The organism is Mucilaginibacter oryzae (genome assembly GCF_003148845.1).
Lineage (GTDB): Bacteria > Bacteroidota > Bacteroidia > Sphingobacteriales > Sphingobacteriaceae > Mucilaginibacter > Mucilaginibacter oryzae.
Map to the genome: position 1 here is coordinate 1,009,367 of NZ_QGHA01000001.1, position 25,748 is coordinate 1,035,114.

The 25,748-nt window shown below is 43.7% G+C and carries 19 protein-coding genes and 1 pseudogene; 8 read left to right on the forward strand and 12 right to left on the reverse strand.

Annotation, left to right across the window (positions count from 1 at the left end; genetic code table 11):
* Nucleotides 1–15: 15 nt before the first annotated feature.
* From LX99_RS04500 to LX99_RS04535, 8 genes are all read left to right on the forward strand, one after another.
* Nucleotides 16–3,162 carry a SusC/RagA family TonB-linked outer membrane protein gene (locus LX99_RS04500; protein WP_109606743.1) on the forward strand — a complete coding sequence of 1,049 codons (3,147 nt, stop codon included), beginning with the start codon at nt 16–18 and terminating at the stop codon, nt 3,160–3,162.
* A gap of 11 nt (nt 3,163–3,173) precedes the next feature.
* Nucleotides 3,174–4,697 (forward strand): RagB/SusD family nutrient uptake outer membrane protein, encoded by a 1,524-nt coding sequence (locus LX99_RS04505; protein WP_109606745.1) that lies wholly within the window; start codon nt 3,174–3,176, stop codon nt 4,695–4,697.
* 17 nt (nt 4,698–4,714) lie between these two features.
* Entirely contained in the window at nt 4,715–5,449 is a 735-nt protein-coding gene (locus tag LX99_RS04510) for a fasciclin domain-containing protein (protein ID WP_109606747.1), read from the forward strand.
* 65 nt (nt 5,450–5,514) lie between these two features.
* Nucleotides 5,515–7,101, forward strand: a complete 1,587-nt coding sequence (locus LX99_RS04515) for a DUF5008 domain-containing protein (protein WP_170122627.1) — start codon at nt 5,515–5,517, stop codon at nt 7,099–7,101.
* Between the two features lie 30 nt (nt 7,102–7,131).
* Complete coding sequence (locus tag LX99_RS04520; protein WP_109606751.1) at nt 7,132–8,832, forward strand: alkaline phosphatase family protein; 1,701 nt, start codon at nt 7,132–7,134, stop codon at nt 8,830–8,832.
* Nucleotides 8,833–8,854: 22 nt separating this feature from the next.
* Nucleotides 8,855–10,291 (forward strand): PA14 domain-containing protein, encoded by a 1,437-nt coding sequence (locus tag LX99_RS04525; protein ID WP_109606752.1) that lies wholly within the window; start codon nt 8,855–8,857, stop codon nt 10,289–10,291.
* 32 nt (nt 10,292–10,323) lie between these two features.
* Entirely contained in the window at nt 10,324–11,136 is an 813-nt protein-coding gene (locus LX99_RS04530) for a PKD domain-containing protein (protein WP_022830089.1), read from the forward strand.
* Between the two features lie 212 nt (nt 11,137–11,348).
* Nucleotides 11,349–12,470: a TlpA disulfide reductase family protein gene (locus tag LX99_RS04535; protein WP_109606753.1), complete on the forward strand. Its 1,122-nt coding sequence runs from the start codon at nt 11,349–11,351 to the stop codon at nt 12,468–12,470.
* 131 nt (nt 12,471–12,601) lie between these two features.
* On the opposite strand, the pseudogene LX99_RS04540 reads toward LX99_RS04535, so the two are convergent.
* From LX99_RS04540 to LX99_RS04595, 12 genes and pseudogenes are all read right to left on the reverse strand, one after another.
* A pseudogene (locus LX99_RS04540) lies at nt 12,602–13,674 on the reverse strand (PDDEXK nuclease domain-containing protein).
* A gap of 161 nt (nt 13,675–13,835) precedes the next feature.
* The gene (locus tag LX99_RS04545; protein WP_109606754.1) at nt 13,836–14,924 is read right to left on the reverse strand and encodes a DUF4365 domain-containing protein; all 1,089 of its coding nucleotides are present in this window, start codon (nt 14,922–14,924) and stop codon (nt 13,836–13,838) included.
* A 92-nt stretch (nt 14,925–15,016) separates the two neighbouring features.
* Nucleotides 15,017–16,342 carry an acetylxylan esterase gene (locus LX99_RS04550; RefSeq protein WP_022830092.1) on the reverse strand — a complete coding sequence of 442 codons (1,326 nt, stop codon included), beginning with the start codon at nt 16,340–16,342 and terminating at the stop codon, nt 15,017–15,019.
* 36 nt (nt 16,343–16,378) lie between these two features.
* Nucleotides 16,379–17,227, reverse strand: a complete 849-nt coding sequence (locus LX99_RS04555) for a hypothetical protein (RefSeq protein WP_109606756.1) — start codon at nt 17,225–17,227, stop codon at nt 16,379–16,381.
* Between the two features lie 24 nt (nt 17,228–17,251).
* Nucleotides 17,252–18,562 carry an acetylxylan esterase gene (locus tag LX99_RS04560; RefSeq protein WP_170122628.1) on the reverse strand — a complete coding sequence of 437 codons (1,311 nt, stop codon included), beginning with the start codon at nt 18,560–18,562 and terminating at the stop codon, nt 17,252–17,254.
* 53 nt (nt 18,563–18,615) lie between these two features.
* On the reverse strand, nt 18,616–19,848 hold the full coding sequence (locus LX99_RS04565) for an acyltransferase family protein (RefSeq protein WP_146203060.1): 1,233 nt from the start codon (nt 19,846–19,848) through the stop codon (nt 18,616–18,618).
* A 135-nt stretch (nt 19,849–19,983) separates the two neighbouring features.
* Nucleotides 19,984–20,955 carry a TIGR01212 family radical SAM protein gene (locus tag LX99_RS04570; protein WP_109606759.1) on the reverse strand — a complete coding sequence of 324 codons (972 nt, stop codon included), beginning with the start codon at nt 20,953–20,955 and terminating at the stop codon, nt 19,984–19,986.
* Between the two features lie 323 nt (nt 20,956–21,278).
* A complete protein-coding gene (locus tag LX99_RS04575; protein WP_109606760.1) occupies nt 21,279–21,824 on the reverse strand; it encodes an REP-associated tyrosine transposase in 546 nt (181 codons plus the stop codon).
* A gap of 183 nt (nt 21,825–22,007) precedes the next feature.
* Nucleotides 22,008–23,354, reverse strand: a complete 1,347-nt coding sequence (locus LX99_RS04580) for a sigma-54-dependent transcriptional regulator (protein ID WP_109606761.1) — start codon at nt 23,352–23,354, stop codon at nt 22,008–22,010.
* A 98-nt stretch (nt 23,355–23,452) separates the two neighbouring features.
* On the reverse strand, nt 23,453–23,653 hold the full coding sequence (locus tag LX99_RS26450; protein ID WP_109606961.1) for a YqaE/Pmp3 family membrane protein: 201 nt from the start codon (nt 23,651–23,653) through the stop codon (nt 23,453–23,455).
* 52 nt (nt 23,654–23,705) lie between these two features.
* The gene (locus tag LX99_RS04590; protein ID WP_109606762.1) at nt 23,706–24,257 is read right to left on the reverse strand and encodes an acyl-CoA thioesterase; all 552 of its coding nucleotides are present in this window, start codon (nt 24,255–24,257) and stop codon (nt 23,706–23,708) included.
* 138 nt (nt 24,258–24,395) lie between these two features.
* A complete protein-coding gene (locus tag LX99_RS04595; RefSeq protein ID WP_109606763.1) occupies nt 24,396–25,646 on the reverse strand; it encodes a type IX secretion system plug protein in 1,251 nt (416 codons plus the stop codon).
* Between the last annotated feature and the right edge of the window lie 102 nt (nt 25,647–25,748).

A 25,748-nucleotide genomic window follows, 5' to 3' on the forward strand; every position in this document is an offset into this window, starting at 1 on the left:
TTAAAACTTATCACGATGAAAAAACACATACTATTTTATATAGTGCTTGCCGTTTGCATAAGCCTGTTTTGTACAGGGCTTCATGCACAGGCACAAAACATAACGGTAACGGGCACAGTGGTTGAAAAAGCCGGCAACAAGATTTTGCCCGGCGTAAATATTTACCTCGGGAACAAAGGCTTAACGCAAACCGACTATAAAGGAAAGTTTACCGTTAGCGTACCCGTTAACAGCACACTTACTTTTACCTTTATCGGTTTCATTTCAGAAAAAGTAAAAATTGAGCCGGGACAGAAAAACATCACGGTAACACTAACCGAAGATAAAAAGGGCCTTAATGAGGTAATTATTGTAGCCTACCAAAACAGGAATAAGGAATCATCTCCGGGTGCTTCCGTTACCATAACAGCCAAGGATATTCAGGATGTACCGACATCAAACGTTGAAAACCTGCTACAAGGTAAAGTAGCTGGTTTGAACGTTCAAAACAATACAGGAGCCCCCGGTTTCAGGGGTTCGGTACAGGTGCGTGGCCTATCAACACTGAGCGTATCGGGCAGCGGCAGCGAGTCATTTTTGCAACCCACCTCTCCCCTCTACATTATTGATGGTGTGCCGTTGGATGCCGACAAAGCCGCCGAATTTGGTTTCCAAACCCAGGGGCCGGGTGTAAGCCCGCTATCATTGATCCCGGTAGAGGACATCCAGAGCATCCAGGTAATGAAGGATGCCCAGGCTACTTCTATGTACGGCTCGAGGGGCGCCTACGGTGTAATTATCATCACCACCAAACGCGGAAACTCAAAAGTGCCAAGAGTGCGGTATACCGGCAACTTCTTTGTTAACGCAACCCCGCAACTGCGTGCAACCATAGGTGGTAATGCTGAGCGCCAGGCAAAAATCCAGCAAATCTTATCCAACGCTACCATTATTGATGAGCTGCGAAGGTTGGGCCAAACCGGTTTCCTGGCCGATAGCTTAAATGCGTATTGGAATAACTCAACCAACTGGCAATCCATTTTTTACGGCACAACCCATAACCAAAGCCACAACGTTGCCCTTGATGGTGGTAACGACCGCTTTAACTATAAAGCCAACATGGGCTTTTATTCAGAAAAAGGGGTAATCAAAAACACCGGTTTCGACAGGTATAACCTGAACATGAATATGGAATTTAAACCGAATGATAAATTCAGGTTCTTCGGCTCATTATTCGGTTCATTAGGCAGCCAGGCAAAAGGTAACGGTGTTGGCTTACTGCAGCAAGGCGTGGCCGCCAACGGCCAGGCATCAACCCTGTTGCCACCGCCGTCCTTTTATTTGTCGCCCGATGGTGTTACCTCGGCGCTGCAAACACAGAACAGCAACAGCACTAGGAATATCCGCACCAATGTGGATGGGCGCTATGAATTTATCAAGGGCCTGGCATTATCCTCCAGCATCAGTTATGATTATACATCGGATGCGGAATCGACGTTTACGCCAGCCGCCGCCAATGCCCAGTTTGCGCAAATTTATGATTATGCCGGTCGTAATTATACTTTATACAACCGTAACGCCATTACATACGCCCAAACATTTGGCGCCGATCACACTATCTTCATTAATACCTTTAATGAGATCTATAAAAAAGGCGGCCAAAGCGGTATCATCAGGCAAACCCGGATCCCTAACGATCAGTTGCAGGGCCCTGTAGGTTCCGACTCTTACAATTCACGTGGTGGTGGTGTATTATCCAACTACCGAAACGCCACTATCGCATCATTTGCGGGTTCCTTTAACTACGATTATAAAAAGAAGTATGTATTGGAGCTATCCTACCGCCTGGATGGTACATCCTCAAACGGTTTGGAAAATCCTTATTCAAAAAACCCTGCAGCAGGTTTCAGATGGAATTACTACAAGGAAAACTGGTTTAAAAACTGGGACTGGCTTACCTCAGGCGGCTTAAGGTTATCCTGGGGCCAAAACATTGAGCCAACCGGTACCTTACAAAGTATTTATGGTTTATACAACCTGAATGGCAATTTCAACAATAATCCAACCATCGGTATTAACTATGAATTTATTCCTAACCCGGCTTTAAAGCCAATCACTACCACCCAATATAACCTTGGGTTTGATATGACGATTTTGCAGGGTAAAGTTGACCTCACGTTTGATACCTATTACAAAAAAGTTGACAATTTATTGTTCGACAGGTTTTTGGCTAACAGCACAGGCTTTCAGAAAAAATCAAGCAACGACGTATCCATTGCCGACTACGGGTACGAACTGATGGTAACCGTAAGGCCGCTAACTGCCAAAGATTTTAACTGGACGGTATCATTTAACGGCGCTATTAACCGCGATTACTTACTGAGATTACCTGCCGAATATAATGGACAATATATCAAATTCGATTATAACAACCGCCAGCACATCGTTTTCAGGGTGGGTAAAAACACCTTATCAAACTATCTGCTAACAAACCAGGGCGTTTATTCAACCGATGGCGATGTACCTGTTGACCCTGTTACCGGTAAGAAATATCAAACCGGCGGCCTGGCTTTTAAAGGCGGCGACCCGAGGTTTAAAGATGTTAACGGCGACTATATCCTTGACGACCGCGATTATGAAATAACCGGCAACTCGCAGCCTTTAATTACCGGCGGTATGTCTACCAATATCAACTATAAAAACTTTGGGTTGAATATCTACGCCACCTATACGGCCAAGAGAACGATATTGAATAACGCCTTATCCGACAGGTTATCCATCATGCGCGATCCGTATGCCCTGCTGGCTGCGGTTCCGCTGGATGACCTGGATATATGGCGAAAACCGGGCGATCAATCCAAATACCCTAACCCTTACGCGTTTTCGAGGTTTAACCAAATCCAGCCGCTCCGTTCCGATCAGAGCTTGTGGCAGGAAGAAGGTTCATACCTCAAAATCAACACGGTTACGCTGTCTTATATGTTCGACAGGAAGTTTGTGCGGCGGTTCGGGTTCAATAACGTTAGGCTTTATTTTTCAACCAATAACCTGATCACATTTTCAGGATATAACGGCCCTAACCCCGAGAACGTGACTTCCCTGGGCCGGGATATATCAAGCGGCTACCCGGTACCACGTACCTATAATTTAGGCTTAAATATCGAACTCAATACAAGTAAATAAAACTCAAGATCATGAAAAAAAGTGTGATATACATTTTAGCGGCGGCGGCAAGCTTGTGTTTACCATCCTGTAAAAAGTTTCTGAATGTACAACCCATCGATAAATTAACAGGTAATAACTTTTACCAGTCGAGAGAGGATGTGGTGGCCAATATTTATGATATGTCAAGAGCGTTTTTTGGCAAGATCAACGAAACGCATTTTATTGGCGCCACGGGCGAATACCGTTCGGGTGAGGTACTATCCGAGCCTCAGTCAGATAACGGACCATCGCGAGCATATGTAGAAGTGTTAGGCCGGAACGACCTGATCAGGCTTCTGGCGGGTAACCAGCCCTGGAATTACTACAACTTTGATCGTATTACCGACTGGACCGGCTACTACCAGGTAATTCAAAGCGCCAACATCCTTATCTCGAAACTTGAAACGGGGGTACCGGGCGTATCAGAAACTGAAAAGAAGCAATTTGAAGGCGAAGCAGCATTTATAAGAAACCTTGCCTACTTCTTTATGGTGAGGCTTTATGGTGATGTACCTTATTTTACCGATGCTTTCCACTCAACAGCCTTACCGCGCGAAAACATGGTATCGGTTTTAAACAAATGCATAGCCGATCTTAAAAAATATAAAGATGGTTTACCGTGGACCTATTCCGATCCTGCCTTAAAAGGTGTGAGGGCGAGCCGGGGCAGCGCAATAGCGCTGATCATGAACATGAACATGTGGAATGCCGGCTTTGATAAACCTAACGCAAATAAATACTACCAGGAAACCGCTGATTACGGGCAGGAACTGATTAAAAGCAACGCCTACAGGTTGCTACCTATAGCCGAATGGGCTACGGTTATCAAAGGACGCTCGGACGAGAGTTTGTTTGAGTTTTACCGCAGTATAAACTATGGCGATCAAAATACCAATGTAGCCCCTATTGGCGATATGTTTTTGCATTACCCCTATAAACGTCCGGAATATACGCACCGCATCAGCTTTGCCTATTTCAGGGCCGAGTATATGCAAAAACTATATCCAGGAACATCCGATAAACGTGCCACTACCTGGTTTAATTCAGACATCTATGCCGACAACGGAAAATTCATGATGCTGAAGTTTGCTCAAAACGCGTTTGCAACCGGCGAGGAAGATGCCAACCCTGACAATACCTTCATGATTTTCAGGTATGCCGGTGAAATACTACTCTGTGCGGAAGCGCTGGCCGAACTTGGGCAGGACGACCAGGCCATCGCCCTGGTGAACAAGGTAAGGGACAGGGCCGAGGCATCGCGCTATGCAGGCGGCGGCGGGCAGGATCTTAAAGACTTTATATTCCTGGAAAGATCGAGGGAATTGATGGGCGAAGGGCACCATTATTTTGACCTGGTGCGCACCCGGAGGATTATGAGCAGCCAATGGAGCTACAATGTGTTAACGCTGGATAAGTTTAACCGGGGCGCCTGGACATGGCCTATTAACAGTAACGCGCTTGTTTATAACCCTTTTATGTCGTTAAACATGTACTGGGTAAACGGGGGTAATTAACCAATCCTAAAAAAGAAATGAAAAGCAATATGAAAAATATCATTATGGCGTTGGCCGGGCTTTTACTGGTGCTTACCGGCTGTAAACGCGATGAGTACTATAAAGACGGGGGCAAAGCCACAGCCGACTATCCGGGCGATATGCTGCAATATTTACAGGACAAGCCCGTGCCCTTTGATACCATTGCCCAGATTGTAAAACTGGCCGGTATGGAAGACACATTCCGTAAAACTGATTTTACCTTTTTCGCACCAGACGATGACGTTATTAAAAGAACCATCGGCAACAACAAAACAAGGGGCTCATTAAATAAATTTTTGTTTGATGCAGGGCGCGATACGGTGAAAAAGCTTTCGGATATCGATTCGGCCATATGGAAAAAGTACCTGCAACGCTACATGTTTAAGGGCGTTAACCGGCTTAAAGATTACCCGCAAATTGATATCGACCTGCAAAACCAGTACCCGGGGGCCCTTTACTATGCCTACAGCGGCGATGTAGTGAACATCGGCGTGCTTTATGCCGATGCCAATAACATTAAATATATCGGTCCGCGTACATTGATGATCAGTTATATCTACGACATCAACAACGCGCAGAACGCGGTTTTTCGGAATAAGGTATCCTCGTCGGATATCAAGCCCCAAAACGGGGTGGTGCATACCCTGCAATATAATGAGGCTTACTTTGGTTTTAGCCAGGACGACTTTTACCAGGAGATTTACTTTGCGGGGCTTCACCATTCCGATTAAACATGATCAACAATATTTTTTCAATGGCAATTAATTGAAATATGAGAAGACTTAGCTACATCATCATGCTTATCCTGCTTGCGCTTGGTATGGGGGCATGTAAAAAGGATAAAACAGTTTACTCCGACCCTTACGGGGACGGGAAGCCACCATTAGGCGTTAACCTTAACCGCGACGCGGTACCTGTACCATCAGTTGGCGCAGTAGGTACCGAAGTGACATTTAAAGCCACCGGCCTAATGGCTTATAAGGACAAAATAAAATTCATGTTTAACGGCGAACCCGGCCAGGTTACCGAAGTAACAGCATCAACCATTAAAGTGAAGGTGCCGCCGTTTGGCAGCACCGGTATTACCTCGATAGCGATTGATGACCAATTGGTATTAGGGCCGCTGTTTAAGGTAACAGGATTAATTAATATCGATCCTTCTTTCAGGGCTACGGCCGGAGCAAACGGAGGCGTACACCAGGTTTATCCGCTTGCTGACGGCCGTAACCTGGTGCTTGGCTGGTTTACCAATTATGACAACAAGGGTATTATTACACCGCTTAACCGTATTGTCAGAACATCGGCCGATGGCGAGTTCGATCGTACATTCCGTACGGGCAAGGCTGCTAATGGTGAACTATCAAGGGTTATTGAACTTGGTGGAAAATATGTTATTGCAGGTGGCTTTAGCGGTTATAACCAGCGTACCGAAAACATCAGCAACATCACCACTTTAAATGTTGATGGCAGCATTGATACCATGGGTGTAAAAACCTATAGACGACCGTCGCAAACAGATACCACCAAATACTTTCCGAAGTTTAACGGTGGTGCCAATGAGTACATCTCAAAAATATACAAGCATCAAAACAAAATACTGGCAACCGGCAGTTTCAGGTACTATGTAAAGCGGGTTTATACCGAGCATAATCGTGATTTTACGCGCGATACGGTGATCCTGGATAGTACGGAGATTAGGCAGGTGGCCCGTTTTAATCCTGACGGTTCGCTTGATAAAACATACCGCTTTAACGTAGCAACCAATAAAGGCCTGCCGTCGGCAAACGGCCCCATCGATTCGTATATGCATACCGATGCCGATCAGCTGGAAAAGCTGGTGCTGTTTGGAAGCTTTACCACGTTTGATCAAAAAACTGCCGGCCGCCTGGTGCGCTTAACCGCTGCAGGCACTATCGATGATTCGTTTAAAACAGGTACAGGTACCGATAACAGTATCTCATCATTAACCTACAACCCGGTAACCAAAAAATACCTCATCACCGGTATATTCAGGAACTATGACGGCAAACCTGCCATCAGTATGGCGCTGGTTAACCTCGATGGCACACTCGATCAAACTTTTGCGGCAAAAACTTTTGAAGGGGGCTACCCTGGTTTCGCGCGGCAGCTTAACGATGGATTAATTGTAGTTAGCGGCAGCTTCAAAAAGTATAATAATGTTACCCGTAACGGTTTCATGGTATTAAATGCCAAAGGTGAACTTGCTCCTGGCTATAATAGCACCGGGCCTTTCTCGGGTTCTTTATACGATATTATTGAAACCAAATCGACCGATGGCAAACGGGCGTTATTGCTGATAGGCTATTTCGACCGGTTTGATAATACCCAGGTTAGCAACATTATACGCGTAACCATCGAGTAAATTTTATGACAACCATTAATTTATAAAGAAATGCAGAACAGGAAAAAATATAAAGAGATCATTTTTTCAATTATCTGTGCATTGGCTGTTGTTGCAATATCCTGCAATAAAGATTTTGTGCGTACCCTGCCCAATAAGGATTATACGGATACGGCTAAAGCATCCTTTGGCCAGCGGAAGGTTCTATACCTGATTGTTGACGGCGCAAGGGGAGCGTCGGTAAATAGTGCCAATGTGCCCAATATAAAGGCATTGCTACCCAATTCCATTTACAGTTGGGTCGCCCTGAGCGATCCGGATTCGACACGGGACGTAAGCAACTGGGCCAATATGTTAACCGGTGTAAAAAAAGAGAAACATAAAGTTTTGTCGGAGGATTTTACAGGCAACAACCTGGCAACTTATCCTGTATTTTTTGAAAGGATAAAAGAAGAAAAACCGAACGCAAAAATTGTTTCATTCGCTTCATCGGCCACATTTAAAAACAAACTGACACAGGGGGTTACAACAAGCGACCTCTTCGGCACCGATGAACAGGTTAAAACCGCTGTGGTTAATAACCTGAATACCGATACGGCGCAATTGATAGTCGGCCAGTTTAATGACATCAGAGAGGCCGGTGCCAAATACGGATATGATAATTCATATCCGCAGTATAAAGCCGCTATCGAAAAGTTTGATGGCTATGTAGGCGAGATGATAGATGCCCTCAAAAAAAGGAAAGATTACGCTAACGAGGACTGGCTGGTAGTTATAGCATCAAGCGGCGGCGGAAAATTCAACATCCCGCCTAATCAGAATGACAATACCGTTTTCAGTAATACCGCCGCCAACACCTTTACTATTTATTACAATCCGAAATATAAACAACGGGTAATAGGCAAGCCATTTACCGGTAACAGGTACCTGGGGCGTACGGTGCGTTTAAGGGATACCGGCATAAGGGCCGAAATAGACACCGCAGATATTTTTAACATTGATGATACTACCAAATTTACCATCGAACTGAAGGTTAAAAAGAATGAAGATAAATTCTTTTGGCCAAGCATTTTGGGTAAAAGGCCCGAATGGTCATCCGGGCACCCGGGCGTTGGCTGGGTAATTTACCTTGAAGACGCTTATTGGTACTTTGAATACAGGGGCACCAAAGATGGTGACTACCACCAATGCCGCGGCGGCGACCTGCAAAAAGGCCAATGGCAAAATCTTTCGGTTAAATGCGAAATACGTGCAGGCAGACGGTACATCCGAACGTACACCAACGGAGTATTTGATAATGAGATTGATGTAACCGAATCGGGAAGCTTTGCCAATAACAGTAAGCTAAAGCTGGGTTATCTGAATGGCAACGGCCATGGTACGCCGGATGTTTATGTAACCGACATCAGGTTTTTTAAAGTTGACGTACCCGATGCTGTGATTGGAAATTACGCCTGCGAAACCTCTATCAGCGAAGGCCATCCCTACTACACCTTCTTGGCGGCATACTGGCCGGGTACAGATGGCCAGGGCGACAGGATCAGGGATGTAGGTCCGCAGGCCCGCGATTTTAAACTAAAGGGTAATTATCAATGGGAGGACTTTAACGACCTGATCTGCCCGCCGCCTGCGGATGCACTTGCGCAGTTTGTTCCGCAAACGGCAGATATCCCGGCGCAGATCATCAACTGGTTCAGGATCCCTAACAGGCAGGCCTGGGGGCTTGATGGCCGCGTTTGGCTTGATCAATAGATATTAACCATTAAAAACATTAATGATGAAAAAATACAGCTATGTTTTGCTTATCGGATTAATGATCCTGATAGCGGCAGCCTGCAAAAACAACGCGCTTGATGATCTGAAACCGATTCAAAATACCAATAGGGATATCTCCGGCGCAGGTGCAGATATTGGTGGCGCGCTTGCAGGAAACGAAATAGTTAAAGTGCCGTTTAAAATATCCTTATCGGGGCCTGCAACCAAAGCGTTCCAGGTAGGTATCACGTTCAACAATGATACCGTAGCCACCCTTATAGCCAACGGCACCCTAAAAAATACGGTGATACTGCCGCCAGGCGCTATTGATTATAACAGCGTTATCAACGTATCATTCGGTTCGGATACGGCAACTTCGGTAGCAAGTGTCAGGCTATCGGCCATAGAAGCCAATTATGGCAAAAATGTGGCCTTCGCGTTTAAACTCACCGACCCGGGTAAGGGCAACCAGATTAAAGGGGGCCAATCAAACATCCTGGTATTGCTTGATACCAAAAAGCTGATCAAGGAAACCGATATCCATTATCTGTCGCTTTTAAATGGTGGCGGCATTATGGATGTCGACTATCAGAAAAATTACACTACCTCGCCGGCCGGCATCACTGTTCCGTTAACTATAAACCTGGCAGGCGTACCGGCCGGAGCGTTTAACGTTCATGTAAAATTGAACGCCGATACTATAGCCGACCTGGTAAGTAAAAAGGTATTACCGGCCAACACTATAGCACTAAAGAGCGATCAGTTTAGTATAGACACATTGGTTAGGGTAAACTCCAACAGCAGCACAGCGGTAATCCGCCTGTCAATCGGCTGGCCGGTTTTTGATGCCAATATAGTTGCCAATAAGCGCTTTGGCTTTGTGGTGAGCTTGTCCAATCCATCAAAACACATCCTCCACCCAACAAACAGCAAGTTAATAGTTTTGGTACAACCGGAAGTTAACCTGGATAATAACTCTTACATCACCGGCAATGGAACAGGTTTAAAGGCAGAATACTTCTCCAACAATCAACTACTGGATTTTGACGGCAGAAAACCCGATCTTGTACGGATAGAACCCACTATTGACTGGCCTAACGATGGCGTTTGGCAGGCCGCGGTACCAACCATCAGTCATGATAATTTCTCCACCCGGTGGACCGGCGAGTTCCTGGCGCCTGTTAGGGGCGAGTATGTTTTCTGGCAAAATGAATGGGACGACGGATCGAGATTATATATTGACGGCAAGGCTATTATCAATGATTTCACCACCGAGTGGGATAAAGACAGCCGCAATGCCAAAATATTTTTGGAACGCGGTAAACGCTACAAAATAGAAGCCGATCATCGTGAAAATGTGGGCGGTCAGCGTGCCCGTTTAACTTTTGAAGTACCGTCGGCGGGCATCAATGGCAGAAGGATCGTACCGCAAAGCCAGTTATTCCCGGCGCCTTAAGCTACCAACAGTTCACAGAAAAACTAAACAACATGAAAAAAGTATTGCACATGATATCGGTATTTTCAACAGCGGCCCTGTTGTTTACCGGGTGTAAAAAAGACAAACCCGCGCCCGCGCCTGTACCGGATGAACCCAGACCCATAGTAGGCTTTACAGCAGCACGGACAGATAGTGTTGATTTTTTAAGCTACCAGTTTACCAGTACGGCCACCAATTATAAAGATATACTATGGCAATTTGGCGACGACAGCACATCGACAGAAAAAGCGCCTAAGCACCGTTATGCGTTTGATGGTTTATATCACGTAGTATTAACAGCCAGGAATTCGCAGGGGTTTTCGGCCGCCCGCGAAATCATATTGAACGTTGCCGACCCTAACTTTGACCGTACAAAGGTTGGCGAAAGTTATTTTAGAACCATCGGCGGTACGCTTACCGTATCGCGCGACAACGGCGGCGGACCGAATGCAAACGAGGGCTCGCTGAAGGTGGTTGACGGCGATCCGAATACCAAATTTTTTCAATCGGGTTTCTCCGGCGACCTGGTATTGAAATATGAACTTAATACACCAGCTGTTGCAGGTGCCTACACCATAACTTCGGCAAATGACTCGCCAGATCGCGACCCCAAAGGATGGACACTTCAGGGATCGGAAGATGGGATTCGCTGGATAAACCTGCACAGTAAAAGCAACGAGGTTTTTGCCAAACGCTTCCAACGGATCATCTATCATTTTAACAACAATGTAGCTTACAAATTTTACAGGTTGAACATCAAGGTTAATAATGGCGCCCGTGATTTCCAGATGGCTGAGTGGACAGTGAATAAAAAGCAGCCATAATGGTTGCTTTTTATTACGAAACACCAAACAATAATAATCGCGGGTTAATACCTAAAATGCTGGCCGAATTAATGGCCCGCATTGGTTACATCTGAATGTTCTTTGATATAGTGGATTTTTTAATAAACAGCTTGTAACCGAGCTACAGAAGGTTCAGGGATATGTACTTTATACCTGTATATTTGAGTACTAAATCTTATGCTTTGTAGCTTATGAAAAAAATAATTCCGCTACTGTTACTACTGGCACCGGTTGCAGCGCTGGCGCAAGCGCCATTTACTGTTAAAGGCACCGGTGAAGGTTTTAAAAACGGAGATAAAATATATCTTACTTATAAGGTTGATGGCAAACCGCAATTAGATTCGGCAGTAGTAAATAATCACACCTTCGGCTTTAAAGGGACTATTAACGGTATAACGCCGGCCAGCCTTTATCAAAACGAAAACCCGATGCAAATAGAGGTGGCCTATAACTCCATCGGGTTTTATATAGAGCCGGGAGATATTTTATTTACTGCTAACGATTCTCTTAAACATGCAACCATTTCGGGCACGCAAACCAACAGGGATTTGATGAAAATTTCGGCGGAGCTAAAAACTTTGCAAAGTAAGTATCTTAAATTAACGCTTGATTTTGAAGCACTGAAACCAGAGCAGCAAAAAGACATTAATGAAGTTGCTGTTTTTAGAAAGAAAAGACAAACCATCCTTACCGAGATGGAGCCTGTTAAGTTCGGATTTATTAGTACTCACCCAGGTTCATACATCAGCCTGGTTACCGTATTAGACTTAATGCGCAGCGCAGCGCCGATACAACAGGTAGCTGCCGCTTATGCCAGCTTAACGCCGGATTTGAAAGCTTCACCCTTAGGTAAAAAAACAGCAGCCAATATAACCGGTCAGTTAAGATCAGCTGTCGACGTGATGGCTCCCAACTTCACCCTTCCTGATACGAAAGGCAAGCTGATAAAATTGAGCGACTATAAAGGGAAATATGTTCTGGTTGATTTTTGGGCGTCATGGTGCCTCCCCTGCCGTGCCGAAAATCCTAACATTAAGCTGGCTTATAGTCAATTTAAGGATAAAGGCTTTACCGTGTTAGGCATTTCATTAGACGACAAGCAAACCGAAAAAGCCTGGACCAAAGCCATTAAAGATGACGGTTTGGCCTGGACACAGGTTTCAGACCTGAAAGGCTGGAAAAATGAAGCCGCAATACTATACGGCATAACCTCTATCCCGGCTAATGTGCTGGTTGATCCCACAGGCAAAATCATCGCGCGCGATGTTAAAGACAGGGTTTTGATGGATAAGCTTAGCGAGCTTCTTAAATGAATTGGCAAGTTAAACTAATGATAAACCTATACGAACGAATGAAAATTGATTACATCCTTGTCAACCTAACAATATCAGATTTTGGAACAATGTACTTTAAATCATGCGTATAAATTCTGCTTTACAGCTTATTATTTATTTCCCGTCAGTTTTAATTCATTTTCTATTTCTTCAATAGTTGGTAAACTTGAGCGCAGGTTTTTAGGTAGTGATCTGGTTAATTCAAATTCTGAAATCCCAATGGGCTTATTCATATCTCTTAATGCATATTCAGCTATAACCTTATTTTTCGTTTGGCAAAGAATAAGACCAATAGTTGGATTATCGGTTGGATGTTTCATAAGGTCATCCACAGCAGAACAATAAAAGTTCATTTTACCTGCATATTCTGGCTTAAAGTCACCTCTCTTTAAATCAACAACAACAAAACATCTCATTTTAAGATGATAGAACAAAAGGTCTAAATAGAAGTCCTGATCACTAACAACCAATTTGTATTGCCTGCCAAGAAAGCAAAGCCAGCTCCCAATTCTAATAAAAACTTTTCTACATGTTTTACCAGTTCCGTTTCCAATTCTCTTTCGGTAAAAGGCTGTGCAATTGTAATAAAATCAAATATGTATGGATCTTTTAGTGTTTCCTTTACCAAATCAGATTGAGGATCGGGTAACGTTCTGGAAAAGTTATTAATTGCTGCTCCATGTCGAAGATGAAGATTACTCTTTATCATTAAAGAGAGAATATCCCTGCTCCAGCCGTTTAAAAGAGTTTGCTGTACATACCAAAAACGTATTTGCTTATTTTTTATCTTTTGCATTAACAAAATATTATGCCCCCAGGGAATTTGGGAAACGGCCTGTTTCATAGATTCAGTATTTATCTGACTTACGCTTTCTAATTGGGAAACATGCTGTTTCCCAATTAGAAAATCCGAATCATATTCCTTATAAAACTGAACCATAAACTTTAAATTTCTTTCAGAAAAGCCTTTTATTTCTGGCAGTTCATTCTTGATATCATTTGCTAATCGTGCAGTGACAGTAGCACCCCAACCTTGTTCATTTTGAATCCGGTTTATGGTTTTACCAATATCCCAATAAAGCATAGTCATTTCGGCATTTACTGCAAGAGCCGCTTTAGTTTGTGCATTGCGAATTCTTGCTTTGATGTCTGTAAGCAAAGATTGATAATCTTTAATATCCATAATAACCCGATAACGATTTCATGATAAGCAAAACGCTAAATTTAGTAGTAGAAGTTCAAGATAAAATTTATAATAGTCAGACTACAAAAGGTATTTTCAACAATCAAACCTTAGTACAATCTGAATAAAATGTACAAATATTGCCGAGTTTACTATTTAGGTTATCCCGTTTGTATATAGCCGTCCCTAACAATAGTATCTTTAATTCCCTCAAATAAAAATGCTTCATCATTATCTGGATATCTAACTAAAAAATCATCAATGGCAGAGATTGTCTTATTGCCCGATATATATTGGTCAAAATGAATATAAAGCCAGAACAATCTATTTCGTTCATCAAGCTCAAGATTTTCTGCCAAAGCCAACTCGTAAACAATATCTTGAATACCTCTTACTTCTTTTAACACTAAAAAAACCAAATAAGAAAATGAACCTTTTACAATCCCGTCTTTTAAAAAGCATAATGATGCTCTTACGGTTTCGGCAGTAAATAATTGATTTATATACTCTTTTACTTTAACCCCAATGGTGGATAATTGATAATGCGAATAATCTTTAGCTTTCCAAAGCACTGTTGGGTTGTCTAAGTAATTGCTTAACATTCCAAGAATATTCCCAAGAATAGCTTTTTCTTTAATATTAGCTATATTTAATACAATGTAATACCAAGATGCCTGCCTCTCTCTGTGATTTGCAAACAATGATTTTAGCCCCTTATAACAAATATCAGGATTTGCCACTTCTGAAAACGCTTCCAGACTTCTTCCAAAATTCTCGTAATTTTTATACTCCAGGCTGTACACAATGAAATGTTCCTTGAAATAAGAAAATGTTTCAGCCGAAAATTCGTTGCATTTATCGATTCGTATGTTATGCGATTTGTTTAAAAGAACTTGCGGATTAACTTTTAAATATTCGGTTATGTTAACCCAATAAGCCTTATTAAATTCTAAATCGTAAACAATACCTACAATTGGTAAAATGTGATTGATCCAATATTGAAGATGATCGGAGTCGGCAGGTATCTTATATCCGGATTTATCTTTATAAGTTTTCCCGCTTTTTATCTGAGCAAATACACAAAAGCTCGTGGCAATATTATTGTCGATGAATTCTATAAAACAATCATTTCCTTGATCATTTTCTAGATCTATAGCTTGAAAAATACAGTTATGTTCCTCCACAACTGACTGTATATATTTTAAGCCCAACTTTTCTGTGGCTTTATTCTGACTTCTCTTAGTGGACATTAGCTATAGTCGGATTATCACCAAACCACTAATTTAAGCAAAATCCAAGTGCAAAAAGAATCAAGAGAACAAATTAAATACTACTACCACGCTTAAAACAAGCCAAAAGTATCGCGCATCCAATGCCCTTCCTGCGTTACGTAGTCTATCGGTACCTCATGGCCCAGATCTTTAAACACCATGATCTTTTTATTTTTTGCCGGGATATTATTGTAAAACGCGAACTCGTTATTTGGCGGGGCTAAATGATCCAGCAGGCCTATACCAACCAGTATAGGTGTTTTAATATTAGGGGCGAAGTTTTTAATATCATAATAATCAAGGTTATCCAGTATTTTTTCAAAACTTAAACCCGGTTTTTGTGAAGCGTACTTTTTAAAATCATAAACAGGCCATTCTGCAGCGCCAACCAAATTGCGGATATCACACAGAATAGGGTTCTGCGCCGATGCTATGTTAACCCGGTTATCTAAACCAGCCAGCGCGGCAACCAGGTAGCCCCCCATACTGCCGCCTGATATTTCAATGCGGTTATGATCCAGTTCGGGGCGCGAATAAATAAAATCAATCACCCTTACGCAATCCATAATAACACCGCGCATTACGTATTTATTTTTATCCTCAACGTTAAGGGTAATATAATCTTCACGCCTGGTGTGAATCACATCGCGGCTGTTGCCCTGCCCGCGCACGTTAAGGGTGATAACCGCAATATCCTCATCCGGCCCAAACATCGGCATTAAATTAACCTGGTAACCGGGCAGGCCAACCAGTACAGAAAATTTACGTCCCTTAGGTCCGGCTTTAGGAATGGTAAGCCAACCACGGATCACGATATTATCCAGCGATCGCATTTCGATAAGATAGGCCCTGCGGTTATCCTGCTCCATTTCGGGCTTTTCTGTCATCTTAAAATCGGGCTTTACGGCAGCCAGCTGGTCTTTAGCGGTTTGCCAGAACGCATCAAAATCGGCAGGACGGTTGTGAACAGACCGGATCTCCTGCGGCCGGATCCCAAATACCCGGCGGGTGGTGTCATCATAATCGCTCACATTGATCATGAAGTTTATTTTGTAAAAACCGGGCTTCATGGCCGGGATATTGAAGTTATAGCTATTGGCGCCGCGGGCGGCTATTTTAACATGTACCGAATCTTTAGCTACCAATACCCCCGTTGGCGTGGTAACCCGGTAAGATACCTTACCCTCCTGTACGGTGTTATAAGTACTTTTAACCTCAAAAGTATAGGAGGCATTGTTGCTGAAAAGCGCGTCTTTACTTTTTGGGATAAGTGTTGTACTTACCTCTTCATCATTAGCAACTTTGTGGGTATTGGGTTTAGCTAACGCATGTACCATGCCCGTACCCAACAAAACAGCGCCAATTAAGATGGCAATGGAGAATTTTAAAATATTCACAATTAACAGCGGGTGATAAGATGAACGTTATGGAAACTACCTGGTATCAATACGGTAATTAAATGAGGCAGAAACACTTGAGCCTGCTCCGGTATTTCTGCCGGTAATGAAATGCCCTCCCGTTAAAAACAGCGAAAAGTTTTTGCTGAACGAATGGCCGTAACTTAACGATACCTGGTTGAAAGCGAAATTTTTACCGGCGCTGGGGTTAGCGCTAAAATCTTTATTGATACTGCTTGCATAAAAACCGCCAAAGCTTAGCGAAATTTGCTCCTTAAACTTTTTATCCAGCGTTAAACCGTAAGTAGCGTTATACCGGTCCTGGAAAACACTCTCGTAGCCAAAGTATTCGCGTACGCCATTCTCCAAAATAAAAAACGAGTTTTTACCAAACAGGTGCCCGCTGCCCGCGAAGGCCAGCTTTAGCTCGCCCCCTTTTTGGTTATAGCCTAAGGCGGTATTGGTATACATAGGTACAATAGCGGTGGCTTTTAAACTGAAGTAATATTTATAATTGATATTGGCAAGATAATACCTGATGCCCACCTCCAGGTCCTGTAAACCGGAACTTTTAAATGTTCCCTGGTCGCTGCTAAAATTGTTCATTACATAGGGCGCCAATACCGATAAAGTAAACTTGCGACTTATGCCATATTCGGCATAAAGCGAATAACTCCAGGAGTTGAATTTGCCGTTATCATCAAACGGGCCCTTACGGCTGTTGGCATCCCAGGCCTTGTTGGCAAAAAAGTAAGTGGCCGATGGCGATAATGAAATACGTCCTGGTCTCACCGGGAAGCCGTCGGCAAAGCTCCTGTTCGCAAAAAGCAGGCATAGCAAGGCCGGGGAAAGTATGCATTTTAATATCGTATTTTTCAAAATCATATGGGGTATGAGTTTAATATAGTACTAAAATAATCCAAAGGTATCGCGCATCCAGCGGCCTTCATAATCTTTATAAACCTGGCTTACCTCGTGTCCGAGGTTTTTAAACACCATCAGGCGCTTATCAGCATTCAAGGAATTATATACCGCGTAGCCATTGCCCGGCGGCACATAAGGATCGAGTAAACCTAAGCCCATAATTGTTGGGCATTGAATAGTTGCAGCAAAGTTTTTGGTATCGTAATAATCAAGGTTGTTCAGCACCTGATCGAAGGTTACGCCGGGGTTACCGAGCACATATTTTTTGATATCGTTGATGGGCCACTCAACCGAGCCAACCAGGTTACGGATATCGCTCATAATAGGGTTTTGGGCCGAGCAAAGTGTTACCCGGTGGTCTAATCCGGCAAGGGCCAGGGCTAAATATCCGCCCATACTGCCGCCGGTAGCTAAAATCTGATCATGCCTTAAATTGGGCTGGGCATAAATAAAATCAACCGCGCGTACACAATCCATAATTACTCCGCGCATCACATATTTATTTTTATCCTCAATCCGGTATGATATAAAAGCATCGCGTTCGGTATGGATCACATCGCGGCTGGTACCCTGCCCGCGGGTATTGAGCGTGATGATCACCAGATCAGGATCCAGCCCTACAATGGGATATAACTTAACCTGGTAACCGGGCAAGCCCAGCAATACCGAAAATTTCTTCCCTTTATTTTTGCTGATAGGCACCGTCATATAACCGCGGATGGTGAGGTTATCCAACGATTTCATTTCAATTTCGTACACCTTGCGGTTATTGGTGTTCATGGACGGCAGCTCGGTAACCTTATAATTAGGCTTTACCCTGGCCAGTTCATCCTTTGCGTTTTGCCAAAACTGGTCAAAATCTGCCGGGCGGGCATATTGCGATTTAATTTCTTCGGGCCTGATGCCAAAAGCGCGACGGGTGGTATCGTCATAGTCGCTGACGTTGATCATCATGTTAAGCTTATAAAAACCCATTTTTAAGCCCGGAACCTCAAAATCATATTTCGAAGTACTTTTTTTGCCCAGGTTTACCGGCCTGGAGAGGGTTTTAACCGTTTGTCCTTTATCGGTTGTAATGATGTACGAGATAGTGCCTTCCTGGTTGGTATCGTAGTTGTTTTTGACCTCGAAACTAAAGGATGCCGTTGAGCCAAAAGATCCGTCCTTGCTGTTAATGTTGAGTACTGTTGAAACTTCATCCTCACCAGCAGCCTTCCCACCGGCACCTGCCGAACCGCCGTTTTCTTCCTGGCTGTGCTGCGCCATTACGGGGGGTACAGCAAATAACAACACCATACAAAAGGTTATTAACAGTATCTTATTAAAGTTTTTCACCATCAAAAATATAATTAAGCCTTAATATTTGCCGAACCGTTTTCAGCACTGCGCGCCTTATTCCTGATCAGGAAATCAGATTTACGGATATAATGATTAAGCGGCTCCTCAATCAGTTTAAACAACGTAACTGAAATAATATTTAAAACGACGAACGCGTATAAAAGGTTTAAACTATCGTACTCAAACGGCGAGTGCCAGTCTACCCCCCACTTATCATACAACTCAAAAACATAATCGTTAAGGCTGTTCATGCCGCCGTGTATAAAATTATAGATGTACCCTAAATGGATGAGGTAAAATATATACGAGCTTTTGCCCAGTAACTCAATAAAAGGGTGCGCCAAAAACTTTTTAAGCAGGGTGGTTTCGGTAAGCAGGCCGTAAAAAAATACGGTTATAGAAATAGCTAATAAATAATTGTTGGTTACAATGCCCAGGGGATTATGCAGCCCGGCTTCGTAACCCGGCGGAATTGGAAGCGTGGACATGATCCATACACAAAAGAAGATGAGCCCGAAACCGAGGTAAGTGAACTTCTTTTTACTGGTTGCGCCCGCCGTTTGTTTACGTACGATCAGCGCCAGCTGTATACCCGCGAAAAATTCAAAACACCGGCCTAAAAAGGTATACAGCATCATGAAAGTAAAATTGCCGAAAAAGCCAAACCAGTTTACATGGCTAAAAATCAACACCAATAAAACGCCCAAACCGGTAACGGCTACAGGCTGAATATAAAACTTTTTGTATTTGGTGGCGATAAGAAAAATAAACGGCGCGGAAAAGTAAAAGCATTCTTCAACCGTGAGCGACCAGCCCTGGGCTACCCCGGTAAACTTAAACTGATCAAAAAAACCACGAAGAAAAACGATATTGAGGCCAAACATTACCGCAGGGTTCTGTCCTGCTGTAACCGTTTGGTTTTGGGTAAAATGATAGGCAATGAACGCGCCTGTGGTAAGTATGGCATACATAGGATAGATGCGGGCCACACGATTTTTAAGATACTGCTTAAACCAATCTTTAGTAAGTTTAAAACTGTCAAAATACCTGAACGCGATCAGGAAGCCCGAAAGCACGAAGAAAATAGTTACCCCGATATGAAACTCATTGAAAAAGCGTTGCACAGAGTGGGGAAATTTTTCATCAAATACATAAGCGAAATGCGATATAAAAACCAGGTAAGCCGCCATTGCCCTAACACCAGTTAAAGCCGGAATGTAATTGGATTGCGCTCGTTGTGACAAAACAGACTTATTTTAACTTTTAGATCAATTTATTATACGAAGATAAAGGCAAAACAGATACCAAAAGCCTCACCCGAATCCGCTACGGGCGCGAGACTTAAAAGCTTATTAAATAAAAGTTAAAAATTAGAGTATTTAAACCCTCTCCTCCGGAGAGGGCAGGGTGAGGCTACTCCCCTGCACCACTCCCCTGCTCAAAATACGCTGATCGATATAATATTGGATCTCGGATTTTTTAAGTCCCCAGTTGGGGGCGATGAGCAGTTCGCGGTCGCTGAGGCCGAATAAGCGCTGGATCACGATATCCGGGCGAACAAGCGGCAGCAGTTCGCACAAAAAGTCGGCGTATTCATCAATACTGAACAGGTGGAACGGTTCGCGTTTATATTTCACGCCCATTACCGAACCTTCAACAATATGCAGGTGGTGAAATTTTACAAATTTTATCTGCGGAAAGCGGTTGATCTCGTCGGCATATTTCAGCATCATCTCTTTGGTTTCCCAGGGGAAGCCGAAAATGGTGTGTACGCAAATATCCAGCTTAGAATTTTCGACCAGTTTAAGCGCTTTAACCAATTCTTCGTGGCTACAGCCGCGGTTAATCTGGTTTAGGGTATCATTGTAGATGCTTTCCATGCCCATCTCCAGGTCAACATCAAAGCGGTCGGTATAACTTTCCAACAGGGCTATTTTTTCAGCATCGATACAATCGGGGCGGGTACCTACCGATAGGCCTACAATATCTTCGGTACCGTAGCTTAGCGCTTCATCGTACAGCATTTTAAGGTAATGCGCCGGGGCGTAGGTATTGGTATTGGGCTGAAAGTAAATGATAAACTTATCGGCCTTATTCCCTTTGCGGGCGCGTTCCATACCTTCCATCACCTGCTGGCGCACGGTAGGCGCGTTACGGCTAACGGAAGGCGTAAACGAATCAACATTGCAATAAGTACAACCACCGTAACCCTTTGATCCATCGCGGTTAGGGCAGGTAAAGCCGCCATCAACAATTACTTTAAACACGCGCTGCCCTTTATACTTATCGCGCAGCCACGGCCCATAATTGTTATAGCCTTTTTCCCAGGTTGTTGTTAGTTGTTGCTCCACTTTGTTTTAATTACACCAATCAGGGTGCAAAGATAGTGTTTTTTGAGGAAGCGAAATTGGTATGGAGTTGAGTCATATGGCACACGCGGCACGCGTGCGCCAACACAAGTTTTTTTTAAGGAAGCGAAACTGGCATGAAGTTGAGCCGAGCATATGTGCGAAAGCTGGTGCACGCGTGCCGCGTGTACACCCCACGGACAGGCACATACGCTCAATAAGCGCAAGATGGTTACAAAAGCTCAACGTCAATCAGCCAAAGCTGGTGCACGCGTGCCGCGTTTACCCCACAAAACAAGTATATACGCTCGATAAGCACAAAATGATTACAAAAACTCAATGTCAATCAACCCCTTGCCACCTGCATAATCAATAGCGCTTGAATATTGCCAGTGATGAGCTTCCACAACAAAGCCCGCTTCAACAGGGTTATTGTGGATATAATCTGCCTTTTGTTCAATTACATGTGCACTCCAAAGTTCAATTGGCCTGTTATCATGCTGCCAAAATTGGCGACCACTAACATTGCTACTTTTTGAAGCAGCCCGTTCAAACATCCATAGCATCCATTCTTTTCTTGATTCCTGAATGTTTGATACAATTTCGGCGACCACTTTTTTGGATGTGTATTCTTTAAATCTGCCTACTATAACTTCTGGGTTATTATTCTTTGCACCATAGATTAAATGGACATGGCTTGGCATAATACACCAGCAATAGATATCCATGCCTAAGTTCTTTTGACAATAAATTAGGCTATCAATAATGATCTGTGTATAAATGGGCCTGATAAATACATCAATCCAATAAACCGTAGCAAAGCTTACAAAGTATAAACCTTCTTTGTTTAGAAATTTATATTTCCGGCTCATTTATTTTCACTGTGTCTGTGAATTTACAATAATAATTTATTTAAACGGATTAAATATCTGCTTGAAATCTTTATAATACATGCAAGGGGGGCTCAATAAGGGCACACGCGGCACGCGTGCGCCAGCTAAAGGAAGGTCTTCAAAAAAAATCCGAAATCGAAATTCCGAAATCCGAAATCAACACTACTCCAGGTTATACTCCTTCAACTTACGGTAAAGCGTAGCCACACCAATATTCAACAGGTGTGCTGCCTCGGCCCGGTTGCCATGCGTATGGTTTAGCACCCGCTGGATATGCAGCCGCTCCACCGAAGATAGATCGAAAGCAGATACCGGCGAACCGCTTTTTATTTGCTGCTGCTGAACCTCATAAGGCAGCAGACTATCGTCAAGCACATTGCTGTCGGCCAGGATCACGGCCCGTTCCACCACATTTTTTAGCTCGCGGATATTACCGGGCCAGGAATATGCTTCCAGCTTTTCTATAAACTCGTTGGTTAACGTATTAACCTGCTTTTTTACCTTAAGGGCAAAGTGCTGCATAAAGTACTCCGCCAGCAGCCTGATATCTTTTTTTCGCTCGCGCAGGGCGGGCAATGTAATCTGGAATACGGATAGGCGATAGTACAGATCTGAACGAAAATGACCTTCGTTGCTTTCGTTCAATAAATTACGGTTGGTAGCGGCAAGGATGCGTACATTAACCTGGGTAGGTTTGGTATCCCCTATTTTAATAAATTGCTGCGATTCAAGTACCCGCAACAGTTTGGCCTGCAAATCATGGTCGAGCTCGCCTATCTCATCCAAAAATATGGTACCGCCATTGGCTTCTTCAAACAAGCCTTTTTTATCTTTTATAGCCCCGGTAAACGAGCCTGCCTTATGCCCAAACAGCTCGCTTTCCAATAATTCTTTAGTAAAAGCGCTGCAATTTACCGCCACGAACGATTTTGCGCTGCGGCCGCTGGCCTGGTGAATGGCCTCGGCAAAAATTTCCTTTCCGGTACCGGTTTCGCCCAGTAATAAAACGGTGGTATCGGTAAGGGCTACTTTTTGCGCCAGTTTAATCACATCAGTAATAGCGTTCGATTTGCCGATCAGCCTGTCGAAACCGAAGCGGGTATTCAACTTACTTTGCAAATCCATTACCTGCTGCTGCAGCAGGGCCTTATCCATAGCCTTGCTTACCAACGGGATGATCTTTTCATTATCATCGCCCTTGGTTATATAATCAAAAGCTCCGGCTTTAATGGCTTTTACACCATCATTAATGGTGCCGTAAGCGGTAAGTACAATAATTTCGGTAGCAGGGTAGTTTTTTTTGATGGTTTCAGAAAGGGTAATACCATCAACGTCGGGCAGTTTAACGTCGCTCAAAACAACCTGTACACTTTCCTGCTGTAGCTTTTTCAAACCTTCTTTGGCCGTACCTGCGGTAATAACCTCATGGCCCTCCAACTGTAAAATACGCGCCAGCAGGTTGCGCAGGCGTTCTTCGTCGTCAATAATTAATAATTTACCTTTCTGCATTAAGGCAAATATGGTGAATTAGGTTGATTAGTTGATTCGGTTGCATTAAGTTGATTGCGTTTTTACGGCAAAACACTCATCTACCAACCATTCACTACTTACCACCCGGCCCTGCGTGTTGCGCGCATCAGTTGCCGGTGGCGTTTGGCATCGTAGTAGTCGCTCGTTACCAGGATAGCATGAATAACTCCGGGAATCCAGAAAAACAGGGTTAAAAATATATTCAATATAAAGGCGCCAATCCTGCCGGTGGTTAATATGGCAAGCGGGGGCAGTATAAAACAAAGAAAATATCGCATGGCTGTGGTTTTAATGTTCAATTAACATTTAGACCATGCCTACTCTAATTTGTTACTGCTTAATTTCTTCGCCCAGGTTAGGGGGCAGTTGATCGCCAAAAAACAAGGCCTTCAGTTCGGTTGCGTCATTGGGATTCATTTTTCCGCCCAATATCAGCCTCAGCTGGCGGCGGCGAAGCGCACCCTCGTATAATGATTGTTCTTTTTCCGTTTGGGGAATGAGTTCGGCGACAGCGGTTTTCTGTCCGTCTTTATCCAACGCTACAAAGGTGTAATAAGCTTCATTACTTTTCACTTTGGTGCCAGATGGAATATTTTGCGCCCAAACGTCCATCCTTACCTCTACCGAGGTAGTGAACGCCCTGGTTACCTTGGCCTCGATGCTTACCACATCACCCAGTTTTATTGGCGCTTTAAAGGATACATTATCTACCGATGCTGTTACCACTATCCGGTTGCAATGTTTCTGCGCGCAAATGGCTGCTGCAATATCCATCCAATGCAACAGGCGCCCCCCCATCAGGTTATTTAAAGTATTGGTATCGTTGGGTAATACCAACTCGTTCATGATGGTATAGGAGTCTTGCGGCGATTTTGCAGTCATGGTAAATTGTTTAAGGGCAAAGATAAGAAGCCCCCTCTAAATCTCCCCCCGGAGGGGGAGACTTTTATTATCAGGCGGAGGGTATTTTATATTTTTAAAGCCCTCCCTACCGGGGAGGGTTTGGGTGGGGCCGACCTTTTACCTCTTCGTCACCAACTCCCTAAAGCCAACAAGTTCGTCCCAACGTGCTGCCGGCGGGCGATAGTAAGTAAGCATCTGGTACTCATTTTCAGTTTCAAAATGGCTGCCCTCTAATGGCACATCGTCGGCTTTGCCGGTTTGGGCATCCAACCAAACATACTCGTAATCATACACACCTTGTTTCATTAACATGTTTACGGTGTAACGCCCATTATCAAGCGGGTGCAGTTTGTTACTTTCGTCAAGGCGGTAATTGTTAAACTGTCCTACCACGTATGGTGCACCTTCTTTAGGGTCTTTATTGGTGGAGAGCGTGAAATACACCCGGGCATAATCGGCATCGGTAGCCGGGTTGTTGCCATCGTTATTCAGGATGTAGAATTTACCATCGTTATCGTATTGAAAAATATAGCCGGACTGATCGCGCACCTGATCGCCCAATAATACGACTACATTTGTTGAATCTTTATAAATTTTAGATACCCTTTGCGAATTGAGTTTAAGGGTACGGGTATCAAACAACCTGAACTCATTACGACCCGGAAAATCATTAATAGCCACATCATTGTAAAGCATTTGCGTACCGCGGATATAGGTAGGCTGCCCGTTAAGCACCGCTGTTTCGGCACGTGCATTTTGCATGATGAAAGTACGTAACGCATACGACGGATTTTGCACTACGAGCCCCGAAAAATCGACTGTAAAATTCACCTTTTGGTTGGTTTGCCGGGTGGCGGTATTGGCAGATGGCACCAGGTCGGCCATTACCGACACACGCTTGCCCAACACATAAAGCCTGCGGGTAAGTACCATTTTGTTTTGATCGCCATCTTCATAAACCTTCAGCACATAATTGCCCGATATTTTGGGGGCAATATTATTGTTGGGTAACGAAAGTTCGTAATGAGTGTATTTCTGCATGGTACCTGTTGAGTAACTGTAGTTGTACAGGCGATCATCCATAAAATTTTGCAGATACTCGGCAGGCGAAAGGTTTGATGAGTTCCAGTTGGCATCACAATGCTCGATGGTATAATAATAATTGCGGCTTCCGCCCCGCAGATCATCAAATGCAAGCAATACCTTTTCGTCTGATCCTAAATTAATGAGCGGGAATGAGCCTTGTTTGCCCGTATTGTAAAACTCAACACTTTTGATGGCCGATGAGTAAACCTTGTTGATATAAGCTGATTGCGCGAAAGTATTTAAGGACAGGAGGAAAAAGAGGATGATGTTAAGCTTTTTCATTGATGCAAATTTGTTAATCAGCCCTCCATTTTAATCTCCCCTACCGGGGAGACTAAATTTTTTTTTAAAAGCCCTCCCTACCGGGGAGGGTTTGGGTGGGGT

What these genes read in the sequence shown, in the direction of transcription:
- LX99_RS04500 (WP_109606743.1), top strand. Translation starts at nt 16, where the DNA reads ATGAAAAAACACATACTATTTTATATAGTGCTTGCCGTTTGCATAAGC.
- LX99_RS04505 (WP_109606745.1), top strand. Translation starts at nt 3,174, where the DNA reads ATGAAAAAAAGTGTGATATACATTTTAGCGGCGGCGGCAAGCTTGTGT.
- LX99_RS04510 (WP_109606747.1), top strand. Translation starts at nt 4,715, where the DNA reads ATGAAAAGCAATATGAAAAATATCATTATGGCGTTGGCCGGGCTTTTA.
- LX99_RS04515 (WP_170122627.1), top strand. Translation starts at nt 5,515, where the DNA reads ATGCTTATCCTGCTTGCGCTTGGTATGGGGGCATGTAAAAAGGATAAA.
- LX99_RS04520 (WP_109606751.1), top strand. Translation starts at nt 7,132, where the DNA reads ATGCAGAACAGGAAAAAATATAAAGAGATCATTTTTTCAATTATCTGT.
- LX99_RS04525 (WP_109606752.1), top strand. Translation starts at nt 8,855, where the DNA reads ATGATGAAAAAATACAGCTATGTTTTGCTTATCGGATTAATGATCCTG.
- LX99_RS04530 (WP_022830089.1), top strand. Translation starts at nt 10,324, where the DNA reads ATGAAAAAAGTATTGCACATGATATCGGTATTTTCAACAGCGGCCCTG.
- LX99_RS04535 (WP_109606753.1), top strand. Translation starts at nt 11,349, where the DNA reads ATGAAAAAAATAATTCCGCTACTGTTACTACTGGCACCGGTTGCAGCG.
- LX99_RS04545 (WP_109606754.1), bottom strand. Translation starts at nt 14,924, where the DNA reads ATGTCCACTAAGAGAAGTCAGAATAAAGCCACAGAAAAGTTGGGCTTA.
- LX99_RS04555 (WP_109606756.1), bottom strand. Translation starts at nt 17,227, where the DNA reads ATGATTTTGAAAAATACGATATTAAAATGCATACTTTCCCCGGCCTTG.
- LX99_RS04560 (WP_170122628.1), bottom strand. Translation starts at nt 18,562, where the DNA reads ATGGTGTTGTTATTTGCTGTACCCCCCGTAATGGCGCAGCACAGCCAG.
- LX99_RS04575 (WP_109606760.1), bottom strand. Translation starts at nt 21,824, where the DNA reads ATGAGCCGGAAATATAAATTTCTAAACAAAGAAGGTTTATACTTTGTA.
- LX99_RS04580 (WP_109606761.1), bottom strand. Translation starts at nt 23,354, where the DNA reads ATGCAGAAAGGTAAATTATTAATTATTGACGACGAAGAACGCCTGCGC.
- LX99_RS26450 (WP_109606961.1), bottom strand. Translation starts at nt 23,653, where the DNA reads ATGCGATATTTTCTTTGTTTTATACTGCCCCCGCTTGCCATATTAACC.
- LX99_RS04590 (WP_109606762.1), bottom strand. Translation starts at nt 24,257, where the DNA reads ATGACTGCAAAATCGCCGCAAGACTCCTATACCATCATGAACGAGTTG.
- LX99_RS04595 (WP_109606763.1), bottom strand. Translation starts at nt 25,646, where the DNA reads ATGAAAAAGCTTAACATCATCCTCTTTTTCCTCCTGTCCTTAAATACT.